Source organism: Streptomyces sp. CMB-StM0423 (assembly GCF_002847285.1).
Classification (GTDB): domain Bacteria; phylum Actinomycetota; class Actinomycetes; order Streptomycetales; family Streptomycetaceae; genus Streptomyces.
In genome coordinates, this window is sequence record NZ_CP025407.1 from 1,110,902 (window position 1) to 1,137,796 (window position 26,895).

Here is a 26,895-nt window from a genome sequence, read left to right on the forward strand (position 1 = left end):
GGTGCTACCTTCCTCAGCGTCTCTTGAAGAAACCTCGAAGGGAGGGCCGGTGACATTCATCAGGCGGTTCGACCACGTCGGCATCACCGTCGCCGATCTCGACGCCGTGACGGCGTTCTTCGTCAGCCTCGGTCTGGAGGCCGATCGGAAGATGGCCGTCGAAGGCGAGTTCCTCGACACGGTGATCGGCATGACCGACGCCCGCACCGAGATCGTCATGCTGCGACCGCCCGGCGGAGGTACGACGCTGGAACTGTCGAGCTTCACACGGCCGGACCACCTCCCGGGTACGCCTGCCGCGCCTGCCAACGAGTTGGGCCTGCGCAACGTCGCCTTCGAGGTGCACGACCTCCAGGCCGCGGTCGACCAGGCCGCAGCCGACGGCTACGACCTGGTGGGAGGCATCGGCGCATACGAGGGCAGGTGGCGGATGGCCTACGTCCGCGGACCCGAAGGAATCATCGTCTCGCTGGCCGAGCGCATCGAGAAGTAGGGAGACATCATGAGCACGACCGTGACCGACGAACAGATTCGGGCCCTGGCCGCGACCGCGAAGCCTTACAGCCTGGCGCTCCTTCACTGGGGCCCGGAGCGGACCATGGACGGCGCGGAGGCAATCGAACTCGAACACCAGCGACGCATGGTGTCGCTGCGCGCTGAGGGCGTGATCGCGATCCTGTGCCCAGTCGCCTCCGACACCGCGGCCGGCGTTGCGATCATGACCGTACCGGCCGGGGAAGCCGCGGAGATCATGGCCGGGGACCCCTGCGTGCGAGCCGGGATGATGCGCTGCGAGGTTCACCCCTGCCACGGCTTCCCCGGAGACACCCTCCCCGCCTGAACGATCCGGCCAGGGCAAGCAGCACCTGCCCGCGAACCCGCGGTCGTGGGGTAATTGTGTGTCCGAGCGAGTTGACCACTCCACCCACGACCTCACCCGCCGGACACCACTCCCCTTGGGGTGATCGACGCCTCACCGCCAACCCGGCCTGTCAGGTGCCGAGCGCGCTGATGCTCTCGGCCATCTCGTCGAGGAAGTCCTGTAATTCCGGTCCCGAGCCCGTCGACCCCGGCAGGAAGCCGAAGAGCACTGCGACGATCGCAGGCCCCGCCTTGGCCGAGCCGCTGCGTATCAACACGATCAGGATGATCCCCGTCAACGGCCGCGCCGGGCGGTTCAACTCGTCATAAGTGGTGCGGTCGGTGAAGTCGCCGGCGGTTGCGGTGGCGACGCCGCGGGGGGTTTCGACCTTGGTGCGGTTGCCGGCCTGGTCATAGGTGAACTTCGTGGTGCGCGTCGTGGTGTCCGTGTACGGGACGCGCTGCTCCACCGGCGGGCCACGTTCGTCGTATTCGGTCTCGATGTACGGCCCAGGTGATCCGGCAGGCCGCCCAGCGCGGCGTGATCGTGGAGACGAAGGCGCGCTTCGGGCTCGTGCCACAGCCCGTCCAGCCGATCCCGCACCCATATCGCCGTCGCACCACCGGAATGCCCGCCCGCGCGATCTGCACGGTCAGAGAAGGGACTTGCTCACCGGAACGGGGACGGAGTGACAACGAGCACCTCGACAACTGCATCGGCCTGCGGAACGGACCCGAGCATCCCCGACAGAGTCAAGCTGAGACGATCCTCTGGACGGGGAAGGGGGGAGGTCACCCGAAAACAAGTGCGACCAGCAGCCCAGCACCCAGCATCTCGACCCAGAAATAGAACCAGGCAGGATAGAACGCCGATGGGCGCTCCACCGCCCGGGCCACTAGTCTCCCCAGGGCCATACCCCCAAGCGCCACCGCGGCCGCGAGCACGATCCCCCGTTGCAGCTCACCGGAACCATCGAGAGCCACCCAGCCGAGCAGGCTTCCGAAAGCGAGACCGAACCCACCGTAGACAGCGCGGACCTCGCCGCGTGCTTCCGGGGAGCTGAGCTCGATACCAAAGGGTTGCATGAGCGCAGCGGGCGCAATGAGGCCGAACAACCCCATACCAAGGAAGAGGAGGGCGACGACAGTTATCCAGAGGGAAGACATACCGAAGAACCTGCCGCCGAAGGGCATGCACCTTCAATTACCTCCCAGGTAAAGGGCGTCGCGTGTCGGGGCCCGAGGAACTCACGGATCGGAGTGGGAGTTGCTCGTTCCGCTGATACCGCGGGCTGTCACAGAGCAGCATCGTGCGGAGGACCGGTTGGTCATCAACGGCATGGTCGACAGGCTCCGAACCGGGATCGCCTGGCGTGACCTGTCGGAACGCTGCGGGTGATCGGCTTGGAACAGTTTCTGGAGGCGCTGGCCGATCAGGATGCACCCGCCGAGGTGACGGGTGAGGTGCCGCGGTGGAAGCCGGTCGGGCCGCGCCGGGCGGTGCCTACCCGTTCACGACTACGCGCAGAGCGGCCTCCTCAGCCCCGGACCACTGGATCGCCTGTCACCACCCGCACACCTCTGGGGACGTCACTCCAGCCGGGCCGCGGCCTCCAGTGGCTCGGAGGAACGGAGGAAGCGCAGGTCGTCCATGGCCAGGGCGACATCGGTGGTGCCGCCGTGGCGGAGGGCCGGGGCCAACGCGGACAGGTCGGACCAGCGGGACGGGCGGAGGTGGACGCGGTAGCCGTCTCCGGCGGGCTCCAGGGTGAGGGCTTCGCCGATGGCGAGCCTGCTCTGCGGGAGATGGGCCGCGACCGCTCCGGCGGCTCGTTCCAGGGCGGTGACCGAGGTGACCCCGGCGGCGATGGGCAGGGTCGTGTCCGGGCTGGTGACGTGTGCGTGCAGGTCACGCAGACGGGTGGCAGCGGTCGTACGGGCGAGGTGGTCCTTGGGCAGACGGTCGGCCAGAAGCCTCGCAGCGCGGGCGATGTGACCCAGCGGCAGTACGGACGGACGCTCGCCGAGCAGGGCGATCAGCGCCTCCAGGGCGTCCTCGGCGCCGCAGGCGAGGGTAACCCACTGCTCGGTGGTGAGCGGGGTGAGCCTCGGGTGGCGTTCCGTCCAATACGCGAGCGCCCGGTCCAGGTCGGGGCCCGTACGCCAGAGGTCGGCGGGGTCGTCGGGCATGAGCAGCTCCACGACTTCGACGGCCTCGTCGGTGGTAGTGAGCGCCTCCAGGGAGAGCGCGGCGATGCGCAGTTCGATCTCGGTCAGGTCGAGTTCGCGGGCGCGGGCGGCGTCGTCCCTGTGGAAGGCGGCGACGCGGCCTCGGGCCCAGCCGTCCGGCCAGGAGAGCGTGCGGGCCGAGGTGGACAGCAGGATCAGGCACTGGGCCGGTGACAGGCCGGTGGCCTGGGCGAACGCCCGCACGGTCGCCTCCCGGTCGACCGGCGGCGGTCCGTTCTCGGCGATCAGGCGGAGTGCCCGCCGGAGCCGGTCCTGGTCGCCCCAGCCGCGGCAGGTCCGCAGCTCGACGACGCGGTTGCGAGTGAACAGGAGCGGGTCGGGGCCGTCCGGGGTGTAGAGGAGCGCCGTGACGGCGTATCCGTGCCCCGCCTTCTCGTAGTCGGCAACGGCGGCGGCCGCGATGGGGCCGCGGCCTGAGTGGATCTGCATGAGGTCGTACTCCGGGCGCAGCCGGGCAACGTGCCAGGTGCCGTCGGTACGGAGGAGTTCGGGGACGGCGGCCAGTTTCAGAAGTAGCGCGCGCCCGCCGCCGTTGCCCCACGCGGCCTTCAGAACGGCGGCGCCGAGGCGGCCCAGGGTGTTCTCGACCCCCTTGACGGCGGGGGCGTTGAATATCGCGATCTTCCTGTCGTACGGCACATCGGCGGCGGCACGGGTGAAGTGGACGATCCTCTCGTACGCGGACTCAGGCCCCGGATCGTCCGGCTCGTGGGACTTCTCGGACCGGACCGCGGGTGCCGCGGAGGCGGGCGCCGGCCGCAGGTGGGGCGGCGGGGTCAGCGCCAGGCGTTCCAGCAGGGCGAACGCGCGCTCGCGGCATTCGACGGCCGTCCACACCAGGAACGTGACGCCCTGCCGGAGCGAGTCGTCGGTGATCTCCGGCAGGAGCGGGCGGAGCCGTCCCGCCAACTCGTCGCGGGCGGCGTCCTGCTCCGCGTACCTGCTCTCGGGGTCCAGCACCCGCATGAGGTCGGCGGCGAGCGCGGCGTCCGCCACGCCGATCAGGGCCTGCGCCTTCTTCTCGTCGACGGCGCGCAGCGCCCCGGATCCTTCGGGGTCGCGCGGCCGCATCGCCGACCACCGGCCGGGGGGCGCGACCAGGCGGGTCCCGGCCGCGTAGCGGTGGTGCGCGACGACGCCGATGTTCCTGGCACCGTCGTGCTCGGGCACCCGGCCCCGGCCGCGGACGTAGCGGCCGATGGTCCGCCCGGCCGGGTCCCGCAGCTCGATGATCCGGCCCGGGCCGCGCCACACGGTGGCCTCGGCGCCGCCGGGGAAGGCGACCCGTTCGCCGTCGGCCGGTACGACGGGGCGGGCGGCGGGGTGCGCGCTGCCGTGCGGGCAGTGCGGGCCGCCGTGGTCCAGTACGGTCACCCGGCCGTTCACGGCGATCAGGCAGCGGTCGTAGAGGTCGCGCGCCTCGGTCCGTTCGTGGGAACGGCTGGAGATGGGCTCGTACGTGCCGAAGCCGTGGGCCGGACCGACTCCCTGCGGTGTGACGACGCAGGCGCGGAACTTGTGCTCCCAGAGCCGGCCGGACTCGATCAGCAGCAGGTCGGTGCCGCTCTCTTCCAGGTAGTCGGTGATGGTGTGGACGTGGCCGGGGACGAAGGCCGGCAGCTCCAGTTCGTCGAGGATGCCGCCGCTCAGCGTGGCGGCGAGGGCGCGGGCCGGGTCCGTCCCGGTCGCGATCGTCCACACGCTGTCCAGGAGGGGGCCGGGGACTCCGGCGAGGGTGAACCGTTCGGCGTCGCACAGGGCGGCGTGCGCGTCCGGAAGCCCTTGATGTGGGACCCGTTCGGCATGCTCGGCCAGGATGGCGGCGACGATCTGCGCGGTTCCGGGTGTCGCGGTCAGGGCCCGTACGGTCTCGGGGGCGGTCTGCTTCGGGACGGTGGGCTCGGTGACGTTGAGCTGATTGGTCACGTTGCCCACGATCGCGTCGCGCAGCAGCGGAGCCCAGTGCGGGTCGGCCGCAACGGCGGCCAGGTCGGTGCCCGTTCCGGCGGCGAGCCGGTCGTACAGCTTGAACGTGTGCAGCAGCCGGGGCCGCGCGAGCGGGACGCCGCGGTCCAGGAGGAGATCGAGGAGCGGGAGGTCGGCGGCGGTCTCCTCCCATCTGTTGACCTCGTCCTCGTCCACTCCCAGTACCGCCTCATGGGCGTCGCAGGTGAGGCCCTCCGCGCGCAGCCGCGTACCGGCGTCGTGCAGGAGGTCGCCGAGACCGGCGATGGGGAGTGCGAGCCCCGCGTACAGCTTCAGTAAGCGGCCGAGCCAGTCCTTCGCCGCCGCTCCCGCCAGCCCGGGGGACGTGGTGAACGGGGCGGTCAGGCCCGCGCCCGCGAGGTTGCCGAGGAGGAGCGACACTGCCGCGCTCTTCGCCTTGGGGGTGTCCTTGGCGGGCAGCGGCAGGATGCCGAGGAGCGCGCGGCCGATGCCCGCGTCCGCCCGTGCCATCGGGCCGAGCAACGGAAGGACGAACTTCCACAGGGCCTGCGGTGCCGACTCCATGCAGCCGCTCGCCAGCAGGGCCCGTACAGCGCGTTCGTCCTCGGGCCCGCCGAGCGCGTGCCAGGCGGCCTTCGCCAGCGCCGCCCAGCCGTCGGCCAGGGCCAGCGCGTGGTCCGCGCCGTCCGGGACTTCCTCGCACCACTCGGTAAGCAGGCTGCGGTGCCAGCGGTACGCGCCGGGGGCGGGATGCCGGGCGGCGAGCCGCTTGCCGTGCTTCTTGAGCGTGGCCGTTCCGGCGGCGTCCGGTCCCGCGGCGAGGTGCGCCGCGACGAGCGCACCCTCGTCGACCGGCAGCGCGTGCGCGTCCTCGGCGGCGCGGGCCTTCTCGAAGAAGGCGGCGGCGAAGCGGGCGCTGCCCGCGTCGGCCAGGATCCCCGCGCACTCCTCGTAGAACGGCGGCAGCAGTTCGGGCGCGTGCGTCTCCAGGTCGGCGCCGGTACGGGTGAGCGCGGTGCGCGCGAGGCCGGGCTTGCGGGCGGCCAGGCCGCGGGCGGCCCGCAGGCCGGTGTGCGTGGCCAGGATGTGGGCGCGGTGCGCCGGGTACCGGTGCAGGGCGGACGCGAGGAAGCCGAGCGGGCCCGCGTGCACGGTGCCGCCGTCGGTCTCCGCCACCGGGTCCAGGTCGTACAGCGACTTCTCGGCCTTGTCTCCCCCGACGGCCGCGCGCCGGACGAGTTCGACGACCGGCTCGTCCAGGACGGAGTGCTCGTAGCGGACGGCGACGCACGTGTCCTCGTCGGAGCCGGCGGGCGTGCCCGGCAGCACCGCCCCGGCGCGCAGCAGTACGTGGCGCGCCGGGGTGGTGCTGCCGGAAGGCACCACGGTGCCGGGCTCGCCTTGGTGGGCATCGCAGTAGTGCGAGTACGCCTCGGCTGCCTCCATCACCGGCTCCGTCTTGTCCACGGTGCGGCCCGCGTACAGAGCCATGAGAATGCGGACGCCCTCGGACCAGGCGATGTCGTCAATCTCCCGGCCGCCCGCGGTGAAGCACAGCTCGGCCATGTAGGCCGGGCTCATCGGCCCGCTCCAGTCGAGGTCGATCTCGATGCCGAGCGGCTCGGGCGCGTGCACGGTGAACCGCGCCCTGTCCCCCTTGATGCGCCCGCCCAGCTCATGCACGCGGCGCTCGAACCCGGCGCCGCTCTCGTAGCGGGCGTCCATGTATCCGAAGGTGCCGACCACGCCGAACCTACGGTCCATGCTCGCGGGACGCGTCCACACCTCGCGGCGTACCTGCTCAACAACCTGCGTAAGGTTCCGCCCCCGCCAGATAGGCAGTTCGTCGCCGAGCAGCAGCGGGTGCGGGATCGCGAAGGCGTCCGCGCCCCTCCACGCGCCCTCGCGCAGGAGCTCGCAGCGGCCGAGGGCGGGCGCGCCGTCGACGATCGGGGCGATGACCAGGTCAGTGACCGTCTCGCGCCACACCGGGTCGTCCCACACGGCTGCGAACACCGCGGCCGGGACGGGCAGCGACCGCACCATCCAGGACTCGACCCGGTCGTGCACCGCCCGCGCGTGCTCGCCGAGCCGGTCGCAGAGGGCGGCGAGTCGTACCGCGGTCGGATCCTTTCTGACGTTGGCGGGCACCTTGGCCAGCACGCGGCCCGCAGCCGTCCGGCAGGCGAGCACCGGCCGCCGCGTCCCCTCGACGGTGAGCTCGTGGCCCGTCGCGATCCCGATCCATCCCATGGCGCGCCATTATTGATCACCCCTAGGACACTCGGCGGGGGACAGATGATTCTCCCGCAGTGACGGGGGCAGCCGGTAAGGCGTGGGAAATATCGATCTTGTCTGTGTCATCGCGGGCGCCGGCGCGCTGCTCGCGGCGGCCCTCCCCGGCGTTCGGCCGGAGCGCAGCGGACATGTACCGCGCCGAGGTCGGGGTTGAGGAACCCGCGATCAGACATGAGCGGTGAGATGGATCTTGCGAGGTGAGAAATCTCCGACCTGCGGGCCTTCTACGGCAGCCAGTTCGCCGCCATGGCCCCGCTCTTCGAACACCACGGCGTCCGGTTGTGGCTATCCGAGCCGGGCGGCCGGGTCGACCCGAGCCCGGCGGGCACGAGGAGCTGATGATCCTGCGGGGGATCCTGTCCAAGCGGGAGATCGCCCGCGCCCGCCTCCGCGCCCGGAAGTGCCTCCGGCTGCGGCAGGAACAAGGACCTCAACAATCCTCATTCTTGCTGGTCAGGGGCACCCAACCGCGCCCTCGCCGTGTGATCGGCAGACTTCGAAACCCGCGCGGAACCGTCCAGGCGCAGCCTGGACGGTCACACGTGTTCAGGTCAGTGACAGTCCTTCGGGTCCGCTGGTGATCGAATGGCGTCTGCCGTTGAAGACGACTCCGGACAGGGTCGCGTTGATACCTCTGGGGGTCGTGGCGTCCCGAAGTTCGGCGGTGGTGCCGTCGGGGGTGTAGCCGAAGAGGTCGGTGATGATCACATCGGCGAAGGCGCCGCCGGCGAGGTTGTTGAAACACTGAAGGCCGCTGGGTGAGGCGATGACCGCGTGAAAGGAGCCGGCCTCCTCGGAGAAGGTCAACGCTGCGCCGAAGCCGTCCCGGCCGCTGCCCCATGTCGCGCCGTCGACGTCGAATTCCTGATCCGTGACTGCTTCGGTGGTCGTGGTGCCCTGGCCTTCGTCGAAGGGCAGCCGGAGCGCCAGGGAGCTGTCGTCGGCGCCGGTCGTGGGGGAGGTCGCGGCGTACTGGGCGTGGATCTCGGCGGCCGACAGCGCCCGGGCGTAGACACGGGCTTCGTCGACGCTGCCGGTGAAACGGCGGCTGAGGTCGCTCGGGCAGTTCCCCACGACCAGGTGAGTTCCGGTGGAGGGGGTCGGTGTGCCAGTGGCCGAGCGCGTGGCCCGGACTACGCCGTCGATGAAGATCTGCATCCCTTCACCGTCGTAGACACCCGCCACGTGATGCCACCCCGAGGTGGGGATCGTGGCGGTCGTCCGCACTTCGGTGAAGCGGCCGTCGAGGGCGACGACGAACGAGATCTCACCGCCGGCGCCGCCGCGAAGTACGTAGCCGCCGTCGCGGTTGCCCCAGGAGTCCTTGGCGAGGATGCTGCCCTGCCAGACCTCGGTGGGCCACTGGGACGGGCAGATCCATGCGGAGACCGTCACGGCTCCGGCGGGGTTCAGCGCCGGCCTGTCGGCGACGGATACGCCCACGATCTGGAGGAGCTGGTGGGACTGGCTGAACGGGCCCCGGCGGGTCACCCCCGCGAAACCCTTCAACTGAGCCAGGAGCTTCGGGTAGTCGCCGAACCGCGCGAAGGTCTGGGCGGTGAGCGCGGGCCAGGAGTCGTAGGCGCCCGTGGTGCCGTGGTCGGTACGGCTGACCGGCGCCTGGGAGTCGGACAGGGACAAGGCCCGCATCCAGTCCCCCACGAGCAGTTCGGTGGCCGCGAAGCGCTTCATGGCGGCCTTCTGCTCTTCGGACAGAGACGGAGCGAGCAGCCGTCCCGCGATGGCGAAGTCGAGGACCGTACGCACCGCAACGGTTGCGCCGTCATTGTTTCTGCAGTTCCAGACCCCGTTGTTCTCGGGGTCGTACAGTGCGAGGACCTCTCGTCGCAGGTGATCCGCTTTGTCGGTGAGGTCATTGGCGGCCGCCTGGTCGCCTGTGCGGCGGTGGAGATCCGCGGCCTGCTCCATCATCCAGACGTTGCCCGCGTTGAACGATGCCACTTGATGGGTGTACTTCGGCAGAACCTCCAACAGGTTGTGGTTCTCACCGTAGTCGGCCAGGGACTGGCCTTGCGGCACCAGGCTCTCCCAGTGCGTTGCGATGGATCTCAGATGTTCCTGGACGGTCTTCCCGGTGCCGGGGATCGTGGTGTCGAGGAAGGCCAGGTTCCCACTGTGGTTGACGTAGTTGAGGGTCGTGGTGAAGACGCTCAGGTCGTTGGCGCTGTACCACGGTCCGACCGTGTTGCCAGACACCCAGTCGATCGCGTAGCCGGCATAGATGTCTTTGGTGATCCAGTAGGCGGTTTTCGCCTTCATCATCTGCGGGTCGAGCATGGCAAGGATGACCGAACAGTAGGAGGTGTCCCAGAAGTAGCTGACCGTGGACGCCCACTCCGGCGAGCCGGTGACGTAGACGCGGTCGAGTCCTCGGAAGCCCTCCGAAGGGCGGCCCAGTACGTCGGAGAAGGCAGGCGAGAGATTGGTGCGCTCACATACGAGCACCGACAGGATGGCCATGTAGTACAGGCGGGCGATGTCGGTCTCGTCCGTACGCAGGACCGGCAGGAAACCCGAGTAATGGCCGTTGTCGGGGGTGAATGCCTCGTACCAACGGCTCCTCCACTCCTCCGCCGCTGCGGAGAAGGTCGCCTGGAACCTGCGGATCGTGGCGTTGCAAGCGGCCAGCGTCTCCGTGGCGTCGGTGATGTCCACGAGCGGGGCGCCCGTCGAGGTCTGGCCCACCTCCATGACGGTGTCGATCGTCATCGACTGCCCCGCTGCGACGGACCACCGGGCGGTCCCGCCGGTCGGTCCCACGGCAAGCGTCGGTGCCGGAGCGAATGCGAACGCCGTTACCGCGGATGAACCGCTGTCGGATATCAGCAGGTTCGCTCCGGATACCTGGCGCGCGGTGAAGGTGTGGTCGCCGCCCGGCCGCGGGGGGTCCCAAGCCCAGGTGGCCGGCATCGCTCCCCTGGCGATGCGGGGGTTGGCTTCGACCGACACCACCAGGGATGTCGCCGTGGGATTGGACACGGTGATGCGCTGCAGCAGCGTGTTGCGTTCGAAGGCCAGCCGGGTGGCGGTGTAAACCTCCACGCCGGACGCGGTAGCCGCTTTGCGGGTGATCTCATGAGCCGACCATCGGGCGCTACCGGTGGGAACCGGCACTCCATCGATGCTCAGCACGCATGAGTCACCACCGTCATCGAGGTAGGGCGCGAGGGTGAAGTTGCGGATGGCCAGCACGTTGCCACCGGTTCCCACCGCGCCCCAGAAGTTGCTGACCGCGGGCCAGTGCACGACTTCCCGCCGGGGCAGCCAGGCGCTGGTCAGCGCGTCCAGGCCGGGCGGCCGACCGGGCGCCGCCGCGGCCAGCCCCTCTCCGAACATGGGGGTGGCGAATGCTGCCGCGCCCACTGCGGCCGACCGGGCGATGAAGGAGCGGCGGTTGATCTCAGGCATGTTGACTCCGATCGACTGACGCGGTGCGGTGTGGCGCATTTCGCGGTGGCGCTCTCGCGGTTGTCGTACGTCGCCGAGAGGCATGCTGCACCGACTCGGAATCCCGGCCCGGCGACTTCGCCTCCAGGTTTGCGACTGCCGGCCCTCGCTGCCTTGCAACTTCGCCACATCTGAAACGCTTGACCTCGTTCTCGCTCAGCCGGCAGCCGGTCTGCCACGGTGCACGACAGCATGCCGAACGGGTTACCGGCCGACTGAAAGAAGAAGCAGCGACGCGGCGCCGATGTCCGCTACGCCATGGACCCGGGCGTGGGCTGCCAGCGAGATATTCCGTACTCTTGGTATCGATAACATGCGCGATAGATCTGAAATCTAGGATGCTCCCGTGTCCACGTCAAGAGGCCCGGCGCACCCGGCCCGGCCCCCGCGTGGAGCGCGAGCGAGCAGCGCGTTGCATGGAGCGCCTGCCGACCGCGGTGCCGCCGGATCAGTCCGCGTGCAAGTGGACCACTGCCGCGCTCTGGGGTGCCCGCGCAGGGCCCGGCAGCCCCAGGGCTCCCAGCGCCGCACCGGAAGCTTGGATGCCGGTGACCTTCCAGGCCGCCGACGGTTCCGCCGGAGAGACGAGCGAGACACGATAGGTCCGGCCGGGGTCGAGTCCCGGGACGCGGAGCCGCGGTGGCACGGGCACGATTTCGTCGAGCTGGGCGTACGAGAAGAGCGCCTCCGACCGGTCCCGAGCGACCACCCCGTGCGCGAGCAGCCCGTCGGGCAGCTCGACGCGCGTCAACCGGCCCGTGTGCAGGAGCGCACGGTGCCGCTTGTAGAGGCCGATCCAGCACGCGAGGCGGTCCAGTTCGGGAGTGGGCACCTTCGTGAGGTCCCACTGGACGCCGAACTGGCCGAAGAACGCCGTGGCCGCGCGCAGGTCCAAGCTGCTAGTCCGACCGGTCTGATGGGAGACCGGCGCGGCGACATGCGCGCCCAGGTACTCCAACGGGGCAAGCTGCGCGGTCCAGTGCTGGATCGGCTGGCGGGACAACGGATCGGTGACGTCGGAGGCCCAGACGCTCTGGACCCGTTCGAGCACGTCCAGGTCGATCCGGCCGCCTCCCGAGGCACAGCTCTCCCACGAGATGCCGGGATGGCGGCGGGCCAGCTCGTCGAGAAGTTCGCGGAAGGCAAGGGTCTGCCGCCGTGACGCGGGCCGCCCGGAGCCGCGCGAGTCACCGCCGTCGATCTGGTCGCGGTTGTGGTCCCACTTGACGAAGTCGATCCGGTGCGCCGCCGCCAGGCGGTCGAACGCGCGGACCAGGTGTGCCCGCACGTCCTCCCGGCCGAGATCGAGCAGGTAGCAGTTGCGTTCCAGCACGGGCGACCGGTCACCCGTGCGCAGGATCCAGTCGGGGTGGTCGCGGTAGACCGCGGAGTTCGGATTGACGGCCTCCGGCTCCCACCAGAGCCCGAACTCCATTCCCTTCCCGTGCACCCGGTCCGCAAGCCGTGCCAGCCCGTCCGGCCACACCGCCGGGTCCGGGGTCCAGTCGCCCAGTCCGTCGTCGAGGGACTCCCGGCCCGCGAACCACCCGTCATCGAGCACGAATCGCTCGGCGCCCAGCCCGGCCGAGATATCGACCAGTGCGGTCAGCTTGTCGGGGTCGTGATCGAGGTAGACCGCCTCCCACGGGTTGAACATCACGGGTGCCGGCGAGGGCGGATGTGCCGCGAGCGACCGGACGTATCGATGGGTCGCGTCCGCCAGGCCGTCGAGTCCGCACGCGGACGCGGCCACATGCACCCAGGGCATCGTGTACGTCTCGCCCTCATCGAGGACCAGCTCGCCCGGGTGCAGCAACTCGCCGGTCCGGACGACGGCGGCACCGGAGCTGAGCTGCTCGACGGCGTACCGGTGGTTGCCGCTCCAGGCGAGGTGGACGCCGAGCACCTCACCGGCGCCGTAGCCGAAGCCTGGCGTACCGACCACCACCAGGCCGGTGCCGTCGAGGCTGCGCATGCCGCGGCGGTGCTCCCGGACCCACTGCCCGTCCCCGAGGGCATGGCGCTGGGGCTGCCGCTCGCGGGCCCACCGCCCAGTGAAGTCCAGGATCTCGCCCGCGCCGGGCGGAAGGGGGATGACCACGTCGAGCGCGTCGACCACGTAGGGACCGGTGCCAACGTTGGTCAGCAGGTGCCGGAGGCGGAGACCTCCCCCGACGACGGCTTCGGCCTCGAAACGCAGCCCGAGTCCCGCCGACTCGTCGGTGGCCTGGATCACGAGCGAGCCGTCGTCACCCCGCACTACGCCGACGCCGAAGGCGGTGGACCAGGCACTCCCGGGCCCTTCGGGGCCGATGCGGTGGCCGAGCAGCGCAGGCCGTCCGAGGTAGCCGCGTGCGTGCTCCGGGAACACGCTGACCGGTGAGCCGAGCAGCCAGGAGTTCCAGGCCGTGGTCTCGACCGAGGCCGGGCTCGTCAGGGATCGGACGTCCGTCGATGCCAGAGCGAGCCCCATCCACCCGAAGTCGGGCAGGCCGTCCGCCCGCGGCAGCAGGACCATCGCCGTGGTCTCGGCCCCTCCGAAACCGGAGAGGGACACGGGGGCGGTGGGCGCGGGCACGGCCACGTGTCCCGGCTCGATCATGTCGGTGACTCCTTGGTTCCGTAAGAGGGGTGCATCAGGCCTGCACGGCGAGTAGGCGCGCCTTGAAATCGTCGAGGGCCAGCCGGGCGGCACCGAGGGCGACGGACTCGTCGCCGAGCAGGGACACGCGGAACTCCGGCAAGTCGAGTGAGGTCGCGGCCAAGTGCCGCTGGAACGGGCCGGCAAGCACGTTCCCCGTGCGTGACAAACCGCCGCCGAGCACGACGAGGTCGGGGTCGACGGCATGGACCAGGGTTGACGCGCCCAGGGCGAGTGCCTCGGCGACGCGGTCGACGGTGCGCACCGCGGTGCGGTCGCCGTTTGCCGCCGCCTCGAAGAGGGCCCGGAGATCCTGACCGGTGGACTCCCCGGCGGTCGAGCCCGCGAGCTTGCGGCTCTCGTGGTCGAGCTGCGCCATCGCGTCGGCCCACCCCAGGATCTTCATGGCGCCGACGGACGCCGCGAGGCCGCGGCGTCCGTTGTGGATCTGCCCGTTGATGACTATCGCGGCCCCGAGGCGGCGGCCGGCGTGCATGTAGACGAGGTCGCGTGCCTGGGTGGCGGCGCCCTGCCACTGCTCGGCCGCCGCCGCGAGGAAAATGTCGTTGGAGATCAGCACGTCGCGCTTGAAGCGCTCCGACACCTCCGACGCCACGTCGATGTCGTCGAAGCCCGGGAGCGAGTAGACGTCGAGGTCCTGACCCGCGGGAACGGTGCGGAGGTCCCTGACCTCCGAGCCGTTGGCGATCACCCCGGTGATGCCGCAGGCCACCGAGCGGATCTGTTCCCAGCTCTTCCCGGACTGCCGGACGGCCGTCTTCACCAGACGTGCCGCGGCCCCGATGCGTCCGGCCGGCCCCAGGCCAGAGTCGACGCTGCGTCTGCGCATCGCCACGACGTTTCCACGCAGATCGCAGATGGCGACGGCCACCTTGTGGGCGCCGATGTCGACTCCGACGACGGCGAAGTCCTCGGCCACGACCTCGAAGCGCCGGGCCGGCCTTCCCGCGGACCGCTCACCGTCCGGACGCCCGCGCACCTCACGGACGAAGCCCTCGCTCAGCAGCGTCGCCAGCAGCTCATCGGCGGTGGGCCGGGAGACCCCGACGATCGAGCACACCTCACTCACCGTCAGCGACGTGTGCTCGAGGAAAGCCCGCACCGCGGCTGCGAGGTTGAGCTTGCGCAACAGGGGGGCATCCCCCGCACGGCCGGAGGGGGTCGCACTGGGCCGGCCTTGCCGTGTGTCTTGACTCACCACCTCACGCTATCTACATTGTCGCCCCGACAGCAATATTGCTAAGCAACTTACTTATATAAATTCTGGGCCGAACGGCATCCCCGATGGGTTCGACCAGCAAGAAAGGCAGGAGGCGCCCGATGGGCAAGCGGACCGACCGTGTCGCGATGGCCACGGCACTGGGCCTCGTCGCACTGGCAGGCTGTGCCGTCGGCGGCGGGGACGAGGGCGGGAAGGAGTCGGGGGGTGAGGTGACGCTTAGCCTGCTCACCTTCGAGACACCGAACCTGACGGCCGAGTACTGGGACGACATCATCGCCAGGACCAGCGCCGAGGTCCCGGGAGTGAAGATCAAGAAGCTCGTCGCGCCGAGCGCCGAGCAGCGCAACGAGTACGCGCGCCAGCTCGACTCGACCGGCGCCCTGCCCGACATCATGGTCGCCATCGACCCCGCCGGGCTGGCGGAGTCGGGCAAGCTCGCCCAGTTCGGCGAGAAGGAACTGGCGGACTGGGTCAGCCCGACCGCCAGCAGCTTCGACGGCAAGATCTACCAGTTGCCCACCAACTCGCAAACCTGGCAGATCTACTACCGCAAGGCGGCCTTCGACAAGGCGGGCATCACCACGCCGCCGAAGCGGTGGGACGACCTCCTCACCGCGGTCGACAAGCTCAAGGCAGAGGGGATCACACCGTTCGTCATCGGCGGCGGTGCACCGGACGGCCTCGGCCCACGCTGGACCTTCGCACAGCTCGTCGCCAACGAGGTCTACGCCCAGGACCCCCAGTGGCTCGGCAAACTCATCGCGGGCAAGACCGACTTCAGCGACCCGCTGTTCGTCAACGCGGCGACCAAGATGGAGGCGCTGGCCAACAAGGACAACGTCGACAACCTCTCGGCCACCTACGCACAGGCCCAGGACGACTTCCTCGCCGGCAAAGGCGCCATGTACCCGATGGGCTCGTGGTTCCCCGCAGCCCCGGACAAGGCCCAGCAGAAACAGATCGGCGTCTTCCCCATGCCCACGCAGGACGGCTCGCGAGTCCTGCCCGTGTACACCGGCGGCGGACTGTCCGTGAGCGACGAGGCCGCCGACGTCGACAAGGCAAAGAAGTGGGCCATCGAGTTCTCCAAGCTCAACGCCGACGGCGGGGCACGGTACGACGGCTTGTTCGTCGCCCTCAAGGGCTACAAACCGCCCGCCGGCCTCTCGCCCCTGTACAACGAGACCCTCGACCTCTACGACAAGGCCCAGTCCAGCGGAACGGTGACGCCGAGCTTCGGCAACGAAGCCGGCATCCCGGCCCTGCCCTCGGGCTTCATACCCAAAGCCGACGCCGCACTGAACGACCTCCTCAACGGCCGTGCGGACGTAGACCAGTTCGTCACGACGCTGAACGAGAAGTTCGAGGAGCTCTCGCAGTGACGAACTCCGTGCGCTCCCGGACGGGAACCGTCGCTACCGGAGGGATCCCGCGGCCCGGTCGGCCACGGCCCGATCCGGCCCCGTCCAGGCGCGCGGGCGGACCGCGCGGGCGCCGCTCCCGGACGTGGTCGTCCGCGGGAGCCTTCGCCGTCTTCGTCCTGCCGACCCTCACGCTCTTCACCGCGATGGTCCTCGCCCCCATCCTGTGGACGCTCGACATCGGGATGACCGACGAGCGCGCCACCCGCCCGGAGACCTCGTTCGTGGGCCTGGACAACTACGGCTTCCTCCTGGAGGACGAGGAGTTCCGGCACTCCATGTGGAACACCGTGGTCATCACCGTGATCGTGGTGCTGCTGACGAACCTGCTCGGCCTCGCGATCGCCCTGCTGCTGCGCCGGCAGGGCCGGCTCTACAGCTTGCTGCGAGGCGTCTACTTCACACCGGTGATCCTCTCCGCCGTGGTGGTGTCGGTGATCGGGCGCTCGGTCCTGGCGGACGACGGCCTGCTGAACAGCACGCTCGTCTCGATGGGGGTCGAGAGCCCGCCGGGGTGGCTCACGGATCCGTCGTACGCGATCTACTCCGTCTCCGGAATCATGGTCTGGCAGATGCTCGGCTTCGCCGTCGTGGTCTACCTCGCCGGGCTCGCGGGAATCCCCGCCGAGTTGGAGGAGGCGGCGAGCCTCGACGGCGCCGGCCCCTGGCAGCAGTTCCGCGCGATCACCTGGCCGATGCTCGCACCCGCGCTGACGATCAACACCGTGATGCTGATGATCAGCACGTTCAAGGTCTACGACCAGATCGCCGTGCTCACCAACGGCGGCCCGGGGACCAACGGCACGGCCACCGTCGCCTTCGAGGTGATCCGCACCGCCTTCTCCGAGCAACGCCCGGGAGTGGCGTCCGCGATGGCCGGGATCATGCTCGTCGTGGTTTCGGCCGCGAGCGTGACCACGCTGAAACTCCTGCAACGACGAGAGGTGAACCTGTGAAGTCCCGAACGTCATGGGTCCGCCCACTGCTGGCCATCGCCGTGGCGGCCGTTTTCTGCCTGCCGCTCTACGTGGCTCTGGTCAACGTCTTCAAACCCAGCACCGACGTCGTCGCATCGCCGCTGGCGCTCCCGGCTCCGCCTACCCTCGACAACATCGAGCACGTGCTCAGCCGGCCGGACGGGCTGTTCTGGTACGGCCTCGCCAACTCCGTCATCCTGACCACCCTGACGATCCTCATCACCACCGTGCTGGCCGCGATGTCGGCGTATCACCTGGTCCGGTCGGGACGCTGGTGGAGCCGCGCCATTCTCGGCGTCATGCTGGCCGGCCTGATGATCCCGCCCGCGGTGATCATACTTCCGATCACACGGATCCTGGACGCCATCGGTTTGATGCACACGATGCCGGGCGCGGTGCTGGTCGACGTCGGCTACTACCTGCCGTTCGCGGTGTTCGTCTTCATGGGCTTCGTCCGCTCGGTCCCCCGCGAACTCGAAGAGGCAGCGGCGGTCGACGGCGCCGGCCGGTTCCGGATCTTCTGGCAGGTGGTCTTCCCGCTCCTGCGGCCGGCCTCGGCCAGCGTGCTCATCTTCCTCGGAGTCTGGGTCTGGAACGACTTCCTGACACCACTGCTCGTCCTGGGCCCGGGAGCCGGGAACACCGTGACGGTCGGGATCTTCCGCTCGATCGGCCCCTACCAGCAGGACTTCGGGGCGGTGTTCGCCTTCATGCTGCTGGCCACACTGCCCGTCCTCGTCTTCTACCTCGCGCTTCAGAAGCACTTCGTCCGCGGACTGACCGGCGGTGCCACGAAGGGATGACCGGCACGACCGTCCGGTCCGTGCACTACCAATCGAGATGTGACAGGAGAACCGCCATGCAATCGCCGAAGCCGACACACGTTCCCCAGCACACCCCGCGAAGAACCGTACTCCGCCGCACAGCCGGAGCGCTGGCAGTCACGATGCTGCCCGCGGGAACCCTCTCCGCGGTCGGCGCGCAACCGGCGCTGGCAGGGTCTCGTGGAACGACTCCGTCGATCAGGATTCGGGCCGGCTATTTGGACCTCGAACTCGACCAGGCCGGGACGGTCGTGGGCCTGGTGGACAGCAGGACCGGGGTCGACTATCTCGCGCCCGATCACGCAGCGCCCCTGGTCAGCCTGGTTGTCGACGGCGAGCAGCAACGACCCGCCAAGGTGGACCGCTCCGGACCCGGCGGCCAGATACTCTCGTTCCGAAACGGGGCGGCGAACTGGACGATCCAGGTTAAGTTGACCGGCAAGCGGGGATACACCACGTTCGAGGCGGTCGCCGTCGACGCGCCGCGGAACGTCGATGTGCAGACCCTGCTCTGGGGCCCCCTGGCCACGTCGGTCTCCGCGGTGATCGGCACAGCGGTGGGCGTGGTCCGCGACGACGATTTCGCCATCGGGCTCCGCCCGCTGACCGACCGCACCGAAGGCGCCTGGCCGCAGGAATACCAGGACATGGGCTGGGAGAGCGAAGTCGACCACGACCCGGACCACGTGAGCGTGGGTTCTCTGGAGGAGTGGAGCGCGGCGGGCGTGACTCCCTGGGGTTCCGTACTGCGCGCCTTCACCTTCGACTACACCAAGGAACGCCACCGCAAGGTACACGGATACCCGATCGCGGTCGGGCCGCTGCCCGGCCGCGACGGCAAGATCGCAGGCTCCAAGATGGCACTCTTCGGAGCCTCGCCTGAGGCGACGCCGACGATCCTGTCCAACATCGCGGCGGGCGAGAAGCTGCCGTACCCAAGGCTGAACGGTCAGTGGCAGAAGACCTCCCAGGCGAGCAACCAGTCATGGTTGGTGCTCGGCGACCTGCGGACCGACAACATTCCGGCGGCCGCAGGATTCGCCCAGGCGGCCGGCATGGGGCGCATCTACTCACTTACCACCAACTACGGCCCGTGGGCGTCGAGCGGTCACTACAGGTTCGACGCGAGCCTGGGCGGGAGCGACGCCGGGGCCGCGGCAGCCGTGGACATCGCCAGGACCGACGGTGTACAACTCGGCGTGCACACCCTGTCGGACTTCATCGGCACCGGCGATGAAGCCTACGACTGGGCCTGGAGCCCGCGAGACGACTACGTCACGGCACCCGCCGACGACCGGCTCGTGACCGGGGGCAGCGCCTCGCTCACTCGTCCGTTGCCGGCCGGCGACACCACCGTGTACCTCGACTCCGGCACACTGCTTGCTGCGGGCGTATACCACAGCATATTGCGCATCGGGGACGAATTCGTCAGCTACGAAGCGGCCGAGCAGGTGGGGAAGGAGTGGAAGTTGACCGGCCTGCGTCGCGCGCGTTGGGGATCGGTCGCGGCCTCACACGCTGCGGGCGACCGCGCCGCCCGAACCGTGGCCAACAGCTACGGCGGCGCGATCGGTAACCATGCCATCCTTGACGAGATCATCGACAGGCTGTCCACCGCATGGAACGCAACCGGTATCACCGGGATGTCCTGGGACGGTCTGGAGTCGGCATCGGAGTCCGGCTGGGGCGCTTACGGCATCGCTCACCTGGTGAACACGACGTATGCACGAACCGATGCCAAGGACCGGTTGATCTCCGAGACCAGCCGGATGACCTCGAACACCTGGGACACGCTGACCCGGGCGAGCTGGGGTGAAGTCGGCAGCACCTCCATGGAGCAGGTCCTGAAGAACAACACCTACCTCCGGGCGAACTACCTCCCCGGAATGCTCGGTTGGATCAGCCTCACAGGCTCGGACAGCCTGCTCACCATGGAGTGGAAGCTGGCCCGAGGCGCGGGGCTGAACGCCGGAGCAGGATTCCAGTCCTCGGTTTCCAGCCTCGTGTCGGGCGGGGAGAACACCAAGCGGCTGCTTGAGGCCATCCAGCAATGGGAGACGGCACGCAACCTGGGTGCGTTCACCGCGGAGCAGCGGGAGCGCTTCCGCGATCTGACGACGAACTGGCACCTGACCGTGGTCAAGCCGGGCCTGCGATGGTCTCTGCAGGAGCTGGACACCGCCGGGAACCCGGTCGGCGACCCCCAGGCCGTCATCGCGCCGACCCCGGAACTCGGCCCCGGCTCGCTGCCCGCGGCGACCGAGGGCTCCCTGTACGAGGCGGTCGTGAAGACCAATACGCCGGCGACCACGCGATACGCGGTGACCTCGGGGGCCCTGCCCGCGGGGCTCGCACTCAACGCCGACACCGGAGGGATCGTGGGCACCCCGGTCAAGGCGGGCACCGCGCAGTTCACGATCACGGCGTACCAGAGTTCCGGTCAGCCGCCGGCGCAGCGCGACTGCGTGATCGACGTCAAGCAGTGAGCCGGGCAAGCCGCGACGGAGGATCAGCGTCACGCTGAACACGTCCACATGCACCGCCGCCCGTGTGAGCGCGAGCGTTCACACGGGCGACGTGCCCGAGCCGTACCTGGTGAACGGACGGGAGATGAGCGCCCTGCACGACCGGCTCCGTGAGGCCGTCCGCCGTTCGCAGGGTCGAAGCCCGGGGCCGACCGCGGCGGTCGTGGACTCGCAATCCGTGAAGGCGGACGCCACCGTCCACCATGACACCGCCAAGTCGCCCACCCGTAGCTCGTCCAAACGCCGGTACTCGTCAGACAATCTGCGGGCCAGCTCCGAGACTGTCCACGTTGACCGTGCTGCCAGGCGTGACGCCGTGATGCGGATGGCCAGGGGATGGCGGCCGCAGGCGGCGACGTCCATCGCCGCGTCGCGCTCGGAGTCGACACGGTCCGGGCCGGCAACGCGGGTGAAGAGCAGCAACGCCTCGTCCGGGACCATCACATCCAGGTCGACATGAGGTGCGCCGGCCAGATCCGTCATCCGCGCCCGCGACGTGACCAGTGCGGTGCCGCCCTCCGGGCCCGGCAGCAGCCGACGGATCTGCGCGGCATCACGGGCGTTGTCCAGGAGAGTCAGTACTCGGCGTCCGGCGAGCGCCGAGCGGTACAGCGCCGCACGCTCGTCGACCGGCTCGGGAATGTCCGCCTCCGGGATACCCAAGGCCCGCAGGAACGTGCCCAGGACAGCCGCCGGCTCCGCGGGCGACGGGCCCGAGCCCTGCAGGTCCGTATACAGCTGACCATCGGGGAACGACTCACGCGCCGCGTATGCCACGTGCACCGCGAGCGCAGTCTTCCCCACACCGGGGATGCCAGAGACCGTCATGGGCCTGTCCGGCGAGATCGCCAGTCTCCTGCTCAGCTCCTTGGCAAGGCATTCCCGGCCTCGATCTTTCTTGACAGTCTGCCGACGGAGTTGGCGGACTGTTTCGCTTTCGGTGGCTGATGCCGGGCAGGCCGACTGCCCGAGTGTCCGGCTGTTCTTGCGCTCAAGCGGGGCGATTCAGCCCTCACACCGAGGCAAGAGCCGACTCAAGCGGCTCCGACCTGGCGAAACGGTGCACGAACCGATCATGCAGAGCCGCCACAAAGACCGCTGCAGTACCAGGGCCGCGTACGGCGGCCGGTGGAGTCGAAGGGGCTTGTTGAACGATAATATTCGAGTTCTCGCCGGTGGTGCATCATGACATTCTCGGGTGGCGTGGCCCCCAGGGGGCCGGACGGTATCGAGGAAGTGGACGGTGACGTGGCACGTAATCCCGGACAGGGGCGCTCTGCTGCCGGTGCACCTGCGACGATCTCGGATGTCGCCGCGGCGGCGGGCGTGTCGCGGCAGACCGTCTCCAACGTCGTCAACGTGCCCGAGCGGGTAGGGGCCGAGACGCGTGAGCGGGTGCAGCGAGTCATCGCGGAACTCGACTACCGGCCCAATCGGCTCGCACGCTCACTGCGGGCCAGCTCTCCGGGGATGGTCGGCTACCGCATTCAGCCGGTGGTCAGCGGTTCGGTGGCCAGCGTGCAGGACGGCTTCCTGCACGCCCTGGCCGAGGCCGGCCGGGCCAGTGACCGGCATGTGCTGCTCTTCACGGCCGACGGTCCCGAAGACGAGAGTGAGTACTGCCAGTCTCTGTGGCGGTCCGGAACGGTGAGCAGCGTGGTGCTCTACGACATCGCGCCCCACGATGAGCGGCCTGGCCGGCTGGCAGCCGCCGGGGTGCCCTTCGCGGCGTTCGGGCGCACCGCGGCCGGGACGGAGGCGTATAGCTGGGTGGACGTGGACAACGCCGCCGGCGTCTCGGCGGCCGTCGATCATCTGGTGTCCGGCGGCCACGGACGGATCGGCTTCCTCGGCTGGCCGGAGGGTACGAGTGTGGGCGACGCTCGGGCGCAGGGCTGGGTCACAGCCATGGACCGCAACGGCCTGCTCGCGGACAGCCACCGCCTCGACGTACGGGGCCCGGACACGATGGCCGACGGTACGCGGCTCATGGCGGAGTTGCTGGACCGGCCCAAGCCGCCCACCGCCGTGGTCGCCGCGACGGACACGCTCGCCGTCGGAGCACTGCAGGCGCTGCGGGACCGTGGCGTGCGCCCGGGGCAGGACGTGGGGGTGGTCGGGTTCGACGACACGGCGGCTGCCGCGGCGCTCGGGCTGTCCAGTGTGCGGCAGCCGATTCAGGAGGTGGGCCGCACGATCATGGCCGAGCTGCTGAGGCTCACCACGGGGACCAAGAAGGAGACGGAGGCGTCGCAGCGGGCGGAGGCGAGGGGGAAGAACGAGGCCAAGGAGCGGGCGAGCGGTCCGGATGAGTCGTCCGGACCGCTGCAACTGCTCCTGGAGCCTGAGCTGGTGGTCCGGTCCAGCAGCACTCCCGCTGCGCGGTGACGGCCTCGACGCCCGGCCGTTGCGCGCCGGCCGTCAGTCGGCCGTGGGCGACGCCTCCACTGAGGGCCCGCCGGTGGGGACACTGATGCGCCTGCCTTCGGGAACGACGTGCCGTGTGCCGGAGACTTCGACGGGAAGCGGCTCGCCCGAGCGCAGCCACACCGTGGTGCCGGTGTGGCGCACATCGATGTCGAACACCCGCCCGCGCCAGCGGAGCGCGCACAGCGTAAGGCCGTCGAGCTGCTCGGGCAGCACCGGCGCGACGAGCACCTGGTCGGCCCGCCACCGCAGGCCCGAGTAGCCGTACAGGAACTCCTGCAGGAACCCGCCGTGCCCGGTGAGGAAGGTGAAGGCGCCGCCGCGCCGAGCCTCGGCGAACTGCTCGAACGGGTCCCGCAGAAACGGCTCGATGCTGCGCCGGGTGTGCGTGAACGCGGTCTTCGCGTCGCCGAGCGAGGCATAGACGATGGCGTGCACCGAGTCCGTCATGGACGGCCCGTACTCATGTGTCCGCGGTACGTAGTACTCCAGATCAGCGCGGGTCACCTCGGTGCTCTGCTCGTTCTCCCACGGGTAACTCAGCATCACCACGTCTGCCTGCTTGATCTGCCGGCCGTCGTAGCCGGCGAACTGCGGGTGGCGGCCGAGCTCCTCGTCGAACAGCTCGATGAGTCCGTCGGCGGTGCGAATCCAGGCGGGGTCGGAGGGGTGGCCGAGTTCGGCCGCGGCAGCGGCGGCGAAGCGGAGCGTGGCGCGCGCCGCCACGTTGGTGTAGACGGAGTCGTCGACCGGGGTTTCGGTGTATTCGTCGGGCGGTATCACGCCCGTGATGTGGATGCTGCCCTCCGCGTCCTCAGTCGCCCGGCTGCACCAGAACTCGGCGACCGAGCGCAGTACGGGCCAGCCTTTCTCCGCCAGCCACCGCCGGTCGCCGGTGGCCAGCCAGTACTGCCAGAAGGCCAGCGCCACGTCCGCGGTGATGTGCTGTTCGTAGCGCCCGAAGGGCGCCCACACCGGAGTGTCCTCCCGACCGTGCAGGCCACTCTCCCACGGGAAGCGCGCGCCGCACTGCCCGTGCCCGGCGGCGTAGTTCATGGCATCGTCGAGGCGCCGGACCCGGTAGTCGAGCACGCTGGCGGCGATATCCGGGTGCTGGGCGAGCAGGCTCGGCCAGATCCAGGTCTCGGTGTCCCAGAAGACGTGGCCGTTGTACCCGTCGCTGGAGAGCCCGGCGGGCGACGGTGCCCAGGGCGAACCCTCGCGCGCGCTGGTGAGCAGGTAGTACTTCGATGCTCTGACCTGCCGTTGGAGCCGGTCGTCGCCGTGGACGACGATGTCTCCGGCCCACTCGCGGCGCCAGGCCCGCCGGTTGTCCTCTGCCAACCGCCGATAACCCGCATCCGACGCTTTCACCGCGGCGGAACGGGCGAAGGCGCGCGGGTCCTTCGTGTCGTGGCCGGTGGCGATCCCCACGTACTTGGTGAAGGCGTACGCGGTGCCGGCGACGACGTCCAGGGTGACCAGCTCGCCATCGTCGCCCAGTAGCCGGTACGACGCGGGCGCCGGAACGCTCAGAGTGGTGGCGACGGCGGCCACGAGGCCGCTGCCGAGGGCGGTGACTGAGGTGTCGATCCGCCCTTGTCGGCACGTGGTCCTGCTACGGCCGGTCCAGGAGGCGGCCGAAAGGTCCACGGTGTCGGTGATCTCCAGCCGTCCCGACCACAGCGGGGTCACGGTCACCGTCACGGCCGCGACGTGGGGCCGTGACCGGTCGGTGAGTACCTTGTACCGCACGTCCGCGACCCGTCCCGCGGGCGAGGTCCAGCGGGCTTCCGTGGTGACCACGCCGGTGCGCAGGTCCAGCGCCTGCCGGTACCGGGTGATGCCGCGGACCGTGGTGGCGACCGGGGAGGAGAGGGCGGACCAGTCGCCGCCCACCAGGTACTCGCCGCCCCGCTCGGCGGAGAAGGCGCCGTTGAACGTTCCACTGCCGTCGCCCACGTCGAGGGTCGTCCACGCCGGCAGGCCGGCCTTGCGCGACCATTCGCCCTCGTGGTCCGCATAGAAGCCGGCCACTTGGAACTGGGTGCGCACCGGCGCCTCCGCGAAGCCGTTGCCGGCAGCCGGCACGCGCGCAGCCAGATAGCCGTTGCCGGTGAACGTGGGGTGGTAGCCGGTTTCCGGGTCATCGGTGGTGAGTACCCAGCCCGCGGACGCCCCCGACGGGGTGGATACCGGCGGGACGGAGGTCGACGGTGTCACTACTTGAGTCCTCCTGCGGTGAGTCCATCGACGATCCGTCGTTGGAAGAAGAGCACGGTCACGACCAGGGGCAGCGTCACCACGACGCCGGCTGCCATCTGGGTGCCGAACGGCTGGTCGTACTTGTACTGTCCGGTGAACAGCGAAACGATCACGTTGGCGGTCATCATCTGCTTGTCGTTCACCACGCTGACCGCGATCAGGAACTCGTTCCAGGCGCAGATGAACACGAGGATGGCGGTGGTGAACACCCCGGGTGCGGCCAGCGGAAGCACGACCTTGCGGAACGCCTGACCGGGGGTACATCCATCGACCTGCGCGGCCTTCTCCAGGTCGACCGGCATCTGACGGAAGAACGCGGTGAGGTTCCACACCGCCAGCGGCAGCGCGAAGCTCATGCTCGGCAGGATCATCGCCTGGTAGGTGTTGATCCAGCCCACGTCCGTGAACAGCCGCAGCAGCGGCACGACGAGCGTGATGGGCGGGAACATCGACGCTGCGACGATCAGCGTGAGGATCAGCGTCTTGCCCCGGAAGTGCAGCCGGGCGAGTGCGTACCCGGCGAAGATCGCCACGAGCAGGGTGACGGCCGTGGTGACGCCGCTGACCACCAGGCTGTTGACCAGCGCGCGGACGAAGCCGTTGCGGCCTTCGAGAGCCGCCTCGTAGTTGTCGAACGAGACCGGCGCCGGCAGCGGATCGTTGGAGAACTGGTCGGAGGGCCGGCGCAGGCTGGAGACGACCATCCAGTAGAAGGGCGCCAGGCAGTACAGCACCACGACGGCGATGCCGGCCCGCCGGGCCAAGCCGCGGGCCCGGGCGCCTCTGCCGCGGGCGGTGCGTGGGCTCGTCCTGGTGCTCATCGTGGGCTCCCGGTACCGCGGCCGACCAGGTCGGCGCCGAACAGCTTGACGAAGGCGAACGCGACCACCGCGACGTACAGGAACAGCGCGGTGGCGTACGCCGCGGCGGTGCCGAAGCGCAGGTTGGTCATCTCCTCGAAGGCGACCATGGACAGCGTCTCGACGGAGTGCTTGCGCGGGCCGACGAGAACGTAGGGCAGGTCGAACATGCGCAGGACGTCCAGCAGCCGGAAGAGCACGGCGACGGCCAGTGCGGGCCGCACGAGTGGCAGAGTGATCCGCCAGAAGGCGCGCCACGGTGAAGCACCGTCGACCTTGGCCGCCTCGTACAGCTCGGTGGGGATCACCTGCAGCCCGGCCAGCACCAGCAGGCCCACGAACGGAGCGGTCTTCCAGGTGTCGGCGATGACCACTGAGAGCCAGGCCGGGAAGCCGTCCGCGCTCCACAGCACTTCGGCGCGGAGGATCCCGTTGGCGGCACCCTGGCTGTTGAAGATCCACTTCCACAGCAGGCCGGAGATCGCGGTGGGAATCGCCCACGGCACGAGCACCGCGGCCCGGACCAGTGCGCGACCCCGGAAGGCACGGTGCATGACCAGCGCCATGGCGACGCCGATCAGAACCTCGGCCGTCACGGACACCAGCGCGAAGGAGGTGGTGTTCCAGAACGGGCGCAGGAAGGACTCGCCGCTGAGCACCTTCTCGTAGTTGTCCAGGCCGTAGCCGGAGGTGGTCTCCTTGAAGCCGGTCCGGGGGTTGATGGTGTCGGTGGTGACCACGAAGGACAGGCGTAGAGCCGCCAGTACCGGATAGCCGATGACCAGCGCGAGGACCAGGATCGTGGGGGAGAGCAGCATGGCCGCGAGGCGGCCGGTGCCGGCCCGGCGCGTGCGTGACATGCGCACGGGCCGGGGCGTAGCGCCGGAC

17 protein-coding genes and 1 pseudogene are annotated in these 26,895 nt (G+C 69.7%); 8 read left to right on the forward strand and 10 right to left on the reverse strand.

Features of this window, described 5'->3' with window-relative positions; all coding sequences use genetic code 11:
- The first annotated feature begins 49 nt into the window (after positions 1-49).
- The gene (locus CXR04_RS04680; RefSeq protein WP_101420626.1) at positions 50-493 is read left to right on the forward strand and encodes a VOC family protein; all 444 of its coding nucleotides are present in this window, start codon (positions 50-52) and stop codon (positions 491-493) included.
- A 9-nt stretch (positions 494-502) separates the two neighbouring features.
- On the forward strand, positions 503-841 hold the full coding sequence (locus tag CXR04_RS04685) for a hypothetical protein (RefSeq protein WP_101420627.1): 339 nt from the start codon (positions 503-505) through the stop codon (positions 839-841).
- 151 nt (positions 842-992) lie between these two features.
- On the opposite strand, the gene CXR04_RS35550 is transcribed toward CXR04_RS04685, so the two are convergent.
- Positions 993-1,181, reverse strand: a complete 189-nt coding sequence (locus CXR04_RS35550; protein WP_234380692.1) for a hypothetical protein — start codon at positions 1,179-1,181, stop codon at positions 993-995.
- 472 nt (positions 1,182-1,653) lie between these two features.
- A complete protein-coding gene (locus CXR04_RS04695) occupies positions 1,654-2,055 on the reverse strand; it encodes a DUF4345 family protein (RefSeq protein WP_234380062.1) in 402 nt (133 codons plus the stop codon).
- 73 nt (positions 2,056-2,128) lie between these two features.
- Between CXR04_RS04695 and CXR04_RS36830 the strand changes: the two genes are divergently transcribed.
- A complete protein-coding gene (locus tag CXR04_RS36830; protein ID WP_101420629.1) occupies positions 2,129-2,260 on the forward strand; it encodes a transposase in 132 nt (43 codons plus the stop codon).
- Between the two features lie 191 nt (positions 2,261-2,451).
- On the opposite strand, the gene CXR04_RS04705 is transcribed toward CXR04_RS36830, so the two are convergent.
- The 4 genes from CXR04_RS04705 to CXR04_RS04725 form a co-directional block, all read right to left on the reverse strand.
- On the reverse strand, positions 2,452-7,311 hold the full coding sequence (locus tag CXR04_RS04705) for a DUF4132 domain-containing protein (RefSeq protein ID WP_101420630.1): 4,860 nt from the start codon (positions 7,309-7,311) through the stop codon (positions 2,452-2,454).
- Positions 7,312-7,902: 591 nt separating this feature from the next.
- Positions 7,903-10,785 carry a LamG domain-containing protein gene (locus CXR04_RS04715; protein ID WP_159072261.1) on the reverse strand — a complete coding sequence of 961 codons (2,883 nt, stop codon included), beginning with the start codon at positions 10,783-10,785 and terminating at the stop codon, positions 7,903-7,905.
- 487 nt (positions 10,786-11,272) lie between these two features.
- Positions 11,273-13,426 carry an alpha-galactosidase gene (locus tag CXR04_RS04720; RefSeq protein WP_101420632.1) on the reverse strand — a complete coding sequence of 718 codons (2,154 nt, stop codon included), beginning with the start codon at positions 13,424-13,426 and terminating at the stop codon, positions 11,273-11,275.
- Between the two features lie 34 nt (positions 13,427-13,460).
- Positions 13,461-14,615: an ROK family transcriptional regulator gene (locus CXR04_RS04725; RefSeq protein ID WP_234380063.1), complete on the reverse strand. Its 1,155-nt coding sequence runs from the start codon at positions 14,613-14,615 to the stop codon at positions 13,461-13,463.
- A gap of 191 nt (positions 14,616-14,806) precedes the next feature.
- Between CXR04_RS04725 and CXR04_RS04730 the strand changes: the two genes are divergently transcribed.
- From CXR04_RS04730 to CXR04_RS04745, 4 genes are all read left to right on the forward strand, one after another.
- Positions 14,807-16,090, forward strand: coding sequence for an ABC transporter substrate-binding protein (locus tag CXR04_RS04730; RefSeq protein ID WP_101420633.1), 1,284 nt, complete (start codon positions 14,807-14,809; stop codon positions 16,088-16,090).
- A gap of 185 nt (positions 16,091-16,275) precedes the next feature.
- Positions 16,276-17,085: a carbohydrate ABC transporter permease gene (locus CXR04_RS04735; protein WP_101426191.1), complete on the forward strand. Its 810-nt coding sequence runs from the start codon at positions 16,276-16,278 to the stop codon at positions 17,083-17,085.
- Positions 17,082-17,909 (forward strand): carbohydrate ABC transporter permease, encoded by an 828-nt coding sequence (locus CXR04_RS04740; RefSeq protein ID WP_101420634.1) that lies wholly within the window; start codon positions 17,082-17,084, stop codon positions 17,907-17,909. The genes CXR04_RS04735 and CXR04_RS04740 overlap by 4 nt, the downstream gene beginning before the upstream one ends.
- A 239-nt stretch (positions 17,910-18,148) precedes the next feature.
- Positions 18,149-20,416, forward strand: a complete 2,268-nt coding sequence (locus CXR04_RS04745) for an Ig domain-containing protein (RefSeq protein ID WP_234380064.1) — start codon at positions 18,149-18,151, stop codon at positions 20,414-20,416.
- Positions 20,417-20,662: 246 nt separating this feature from the next.
- Here CXR04_RS04745 and CXR04_RS04750 read toward each other — a convergent pair.
- Positions 20,663-21,307: pseudogene (locus CXR04_RS04750) on the reverse strand (NB-ARC domain-containing protein); the annotation flags it as partial.
- 396 nt (positions 21,308-21,703) lie between these two features.
- Here CXR04_RS04750 and CXR04_RS04755 point away from each other — a divergent pair.
- Entirely contained in the window at positions 21,704-22,843 is a 1,140-nt protein-coding gene (locus CXR04_RS04755) for a LacI family DNA-binding transcriptional regulator (RefSeq protein ID WP_199850392.1), read from the forward strand.
- A gap of 33 nt (positions 22,844-22,876) precedes the next feature.
- Here the strand turns inward: CXR04_RS04755 and CXR04_RS04760 are convergent, their stop codons facing one another.
- Genes CXR04_RS04760 through CXR04_RS04770 form a run of 3 tightly spaced genes read right to left on the reverse strand, consistent with a single transcriptional unit; the run spans position 22,877 to position 26,867 of the window.
- Positions 22,877-25,105 (reverse strand): glycosyl hydrolase family 65 protein, encoded by a 2,229-nt coding sequence (locus tag CXR04_RS04760; protein WP_101420637.1) that lies wholly within the window; start codon positions 25,103-25,105, stop codon positions 22,877-22,879.
- Positions 25,105-25,968 (reverse strand): carbohydrate ABC transporter permease, encoded by an 864-nt coding sequence (locus CXR04_RS04765; protein WP_101420638.1) that lies wholly within the window; start codon positions 25,966-25,968, stop codon positions 25,105-25,107. Before CXR04_RS04765 ends, CXR04_RS04760 begins: the two co-directional genes overlap by 1 nt.
- Positions 25,965-26,867 (reverse strand): carbohydrate ABC transporter permease, encoded by a 903-nt coding sequence (locus CXR04_RS04770; protein WP_101420639.1) that lies wholly within the window; start codon positions 26,865-26,867, stop codon positions 25,965-25,967. The genes CXR04_RS04765 and CXR04_RS04770 overlap by 4 nt, the downstream gene beginning before the upstream one ends.
- Positions 26,868-26,895: the final 28 nt, after the last annotated feature.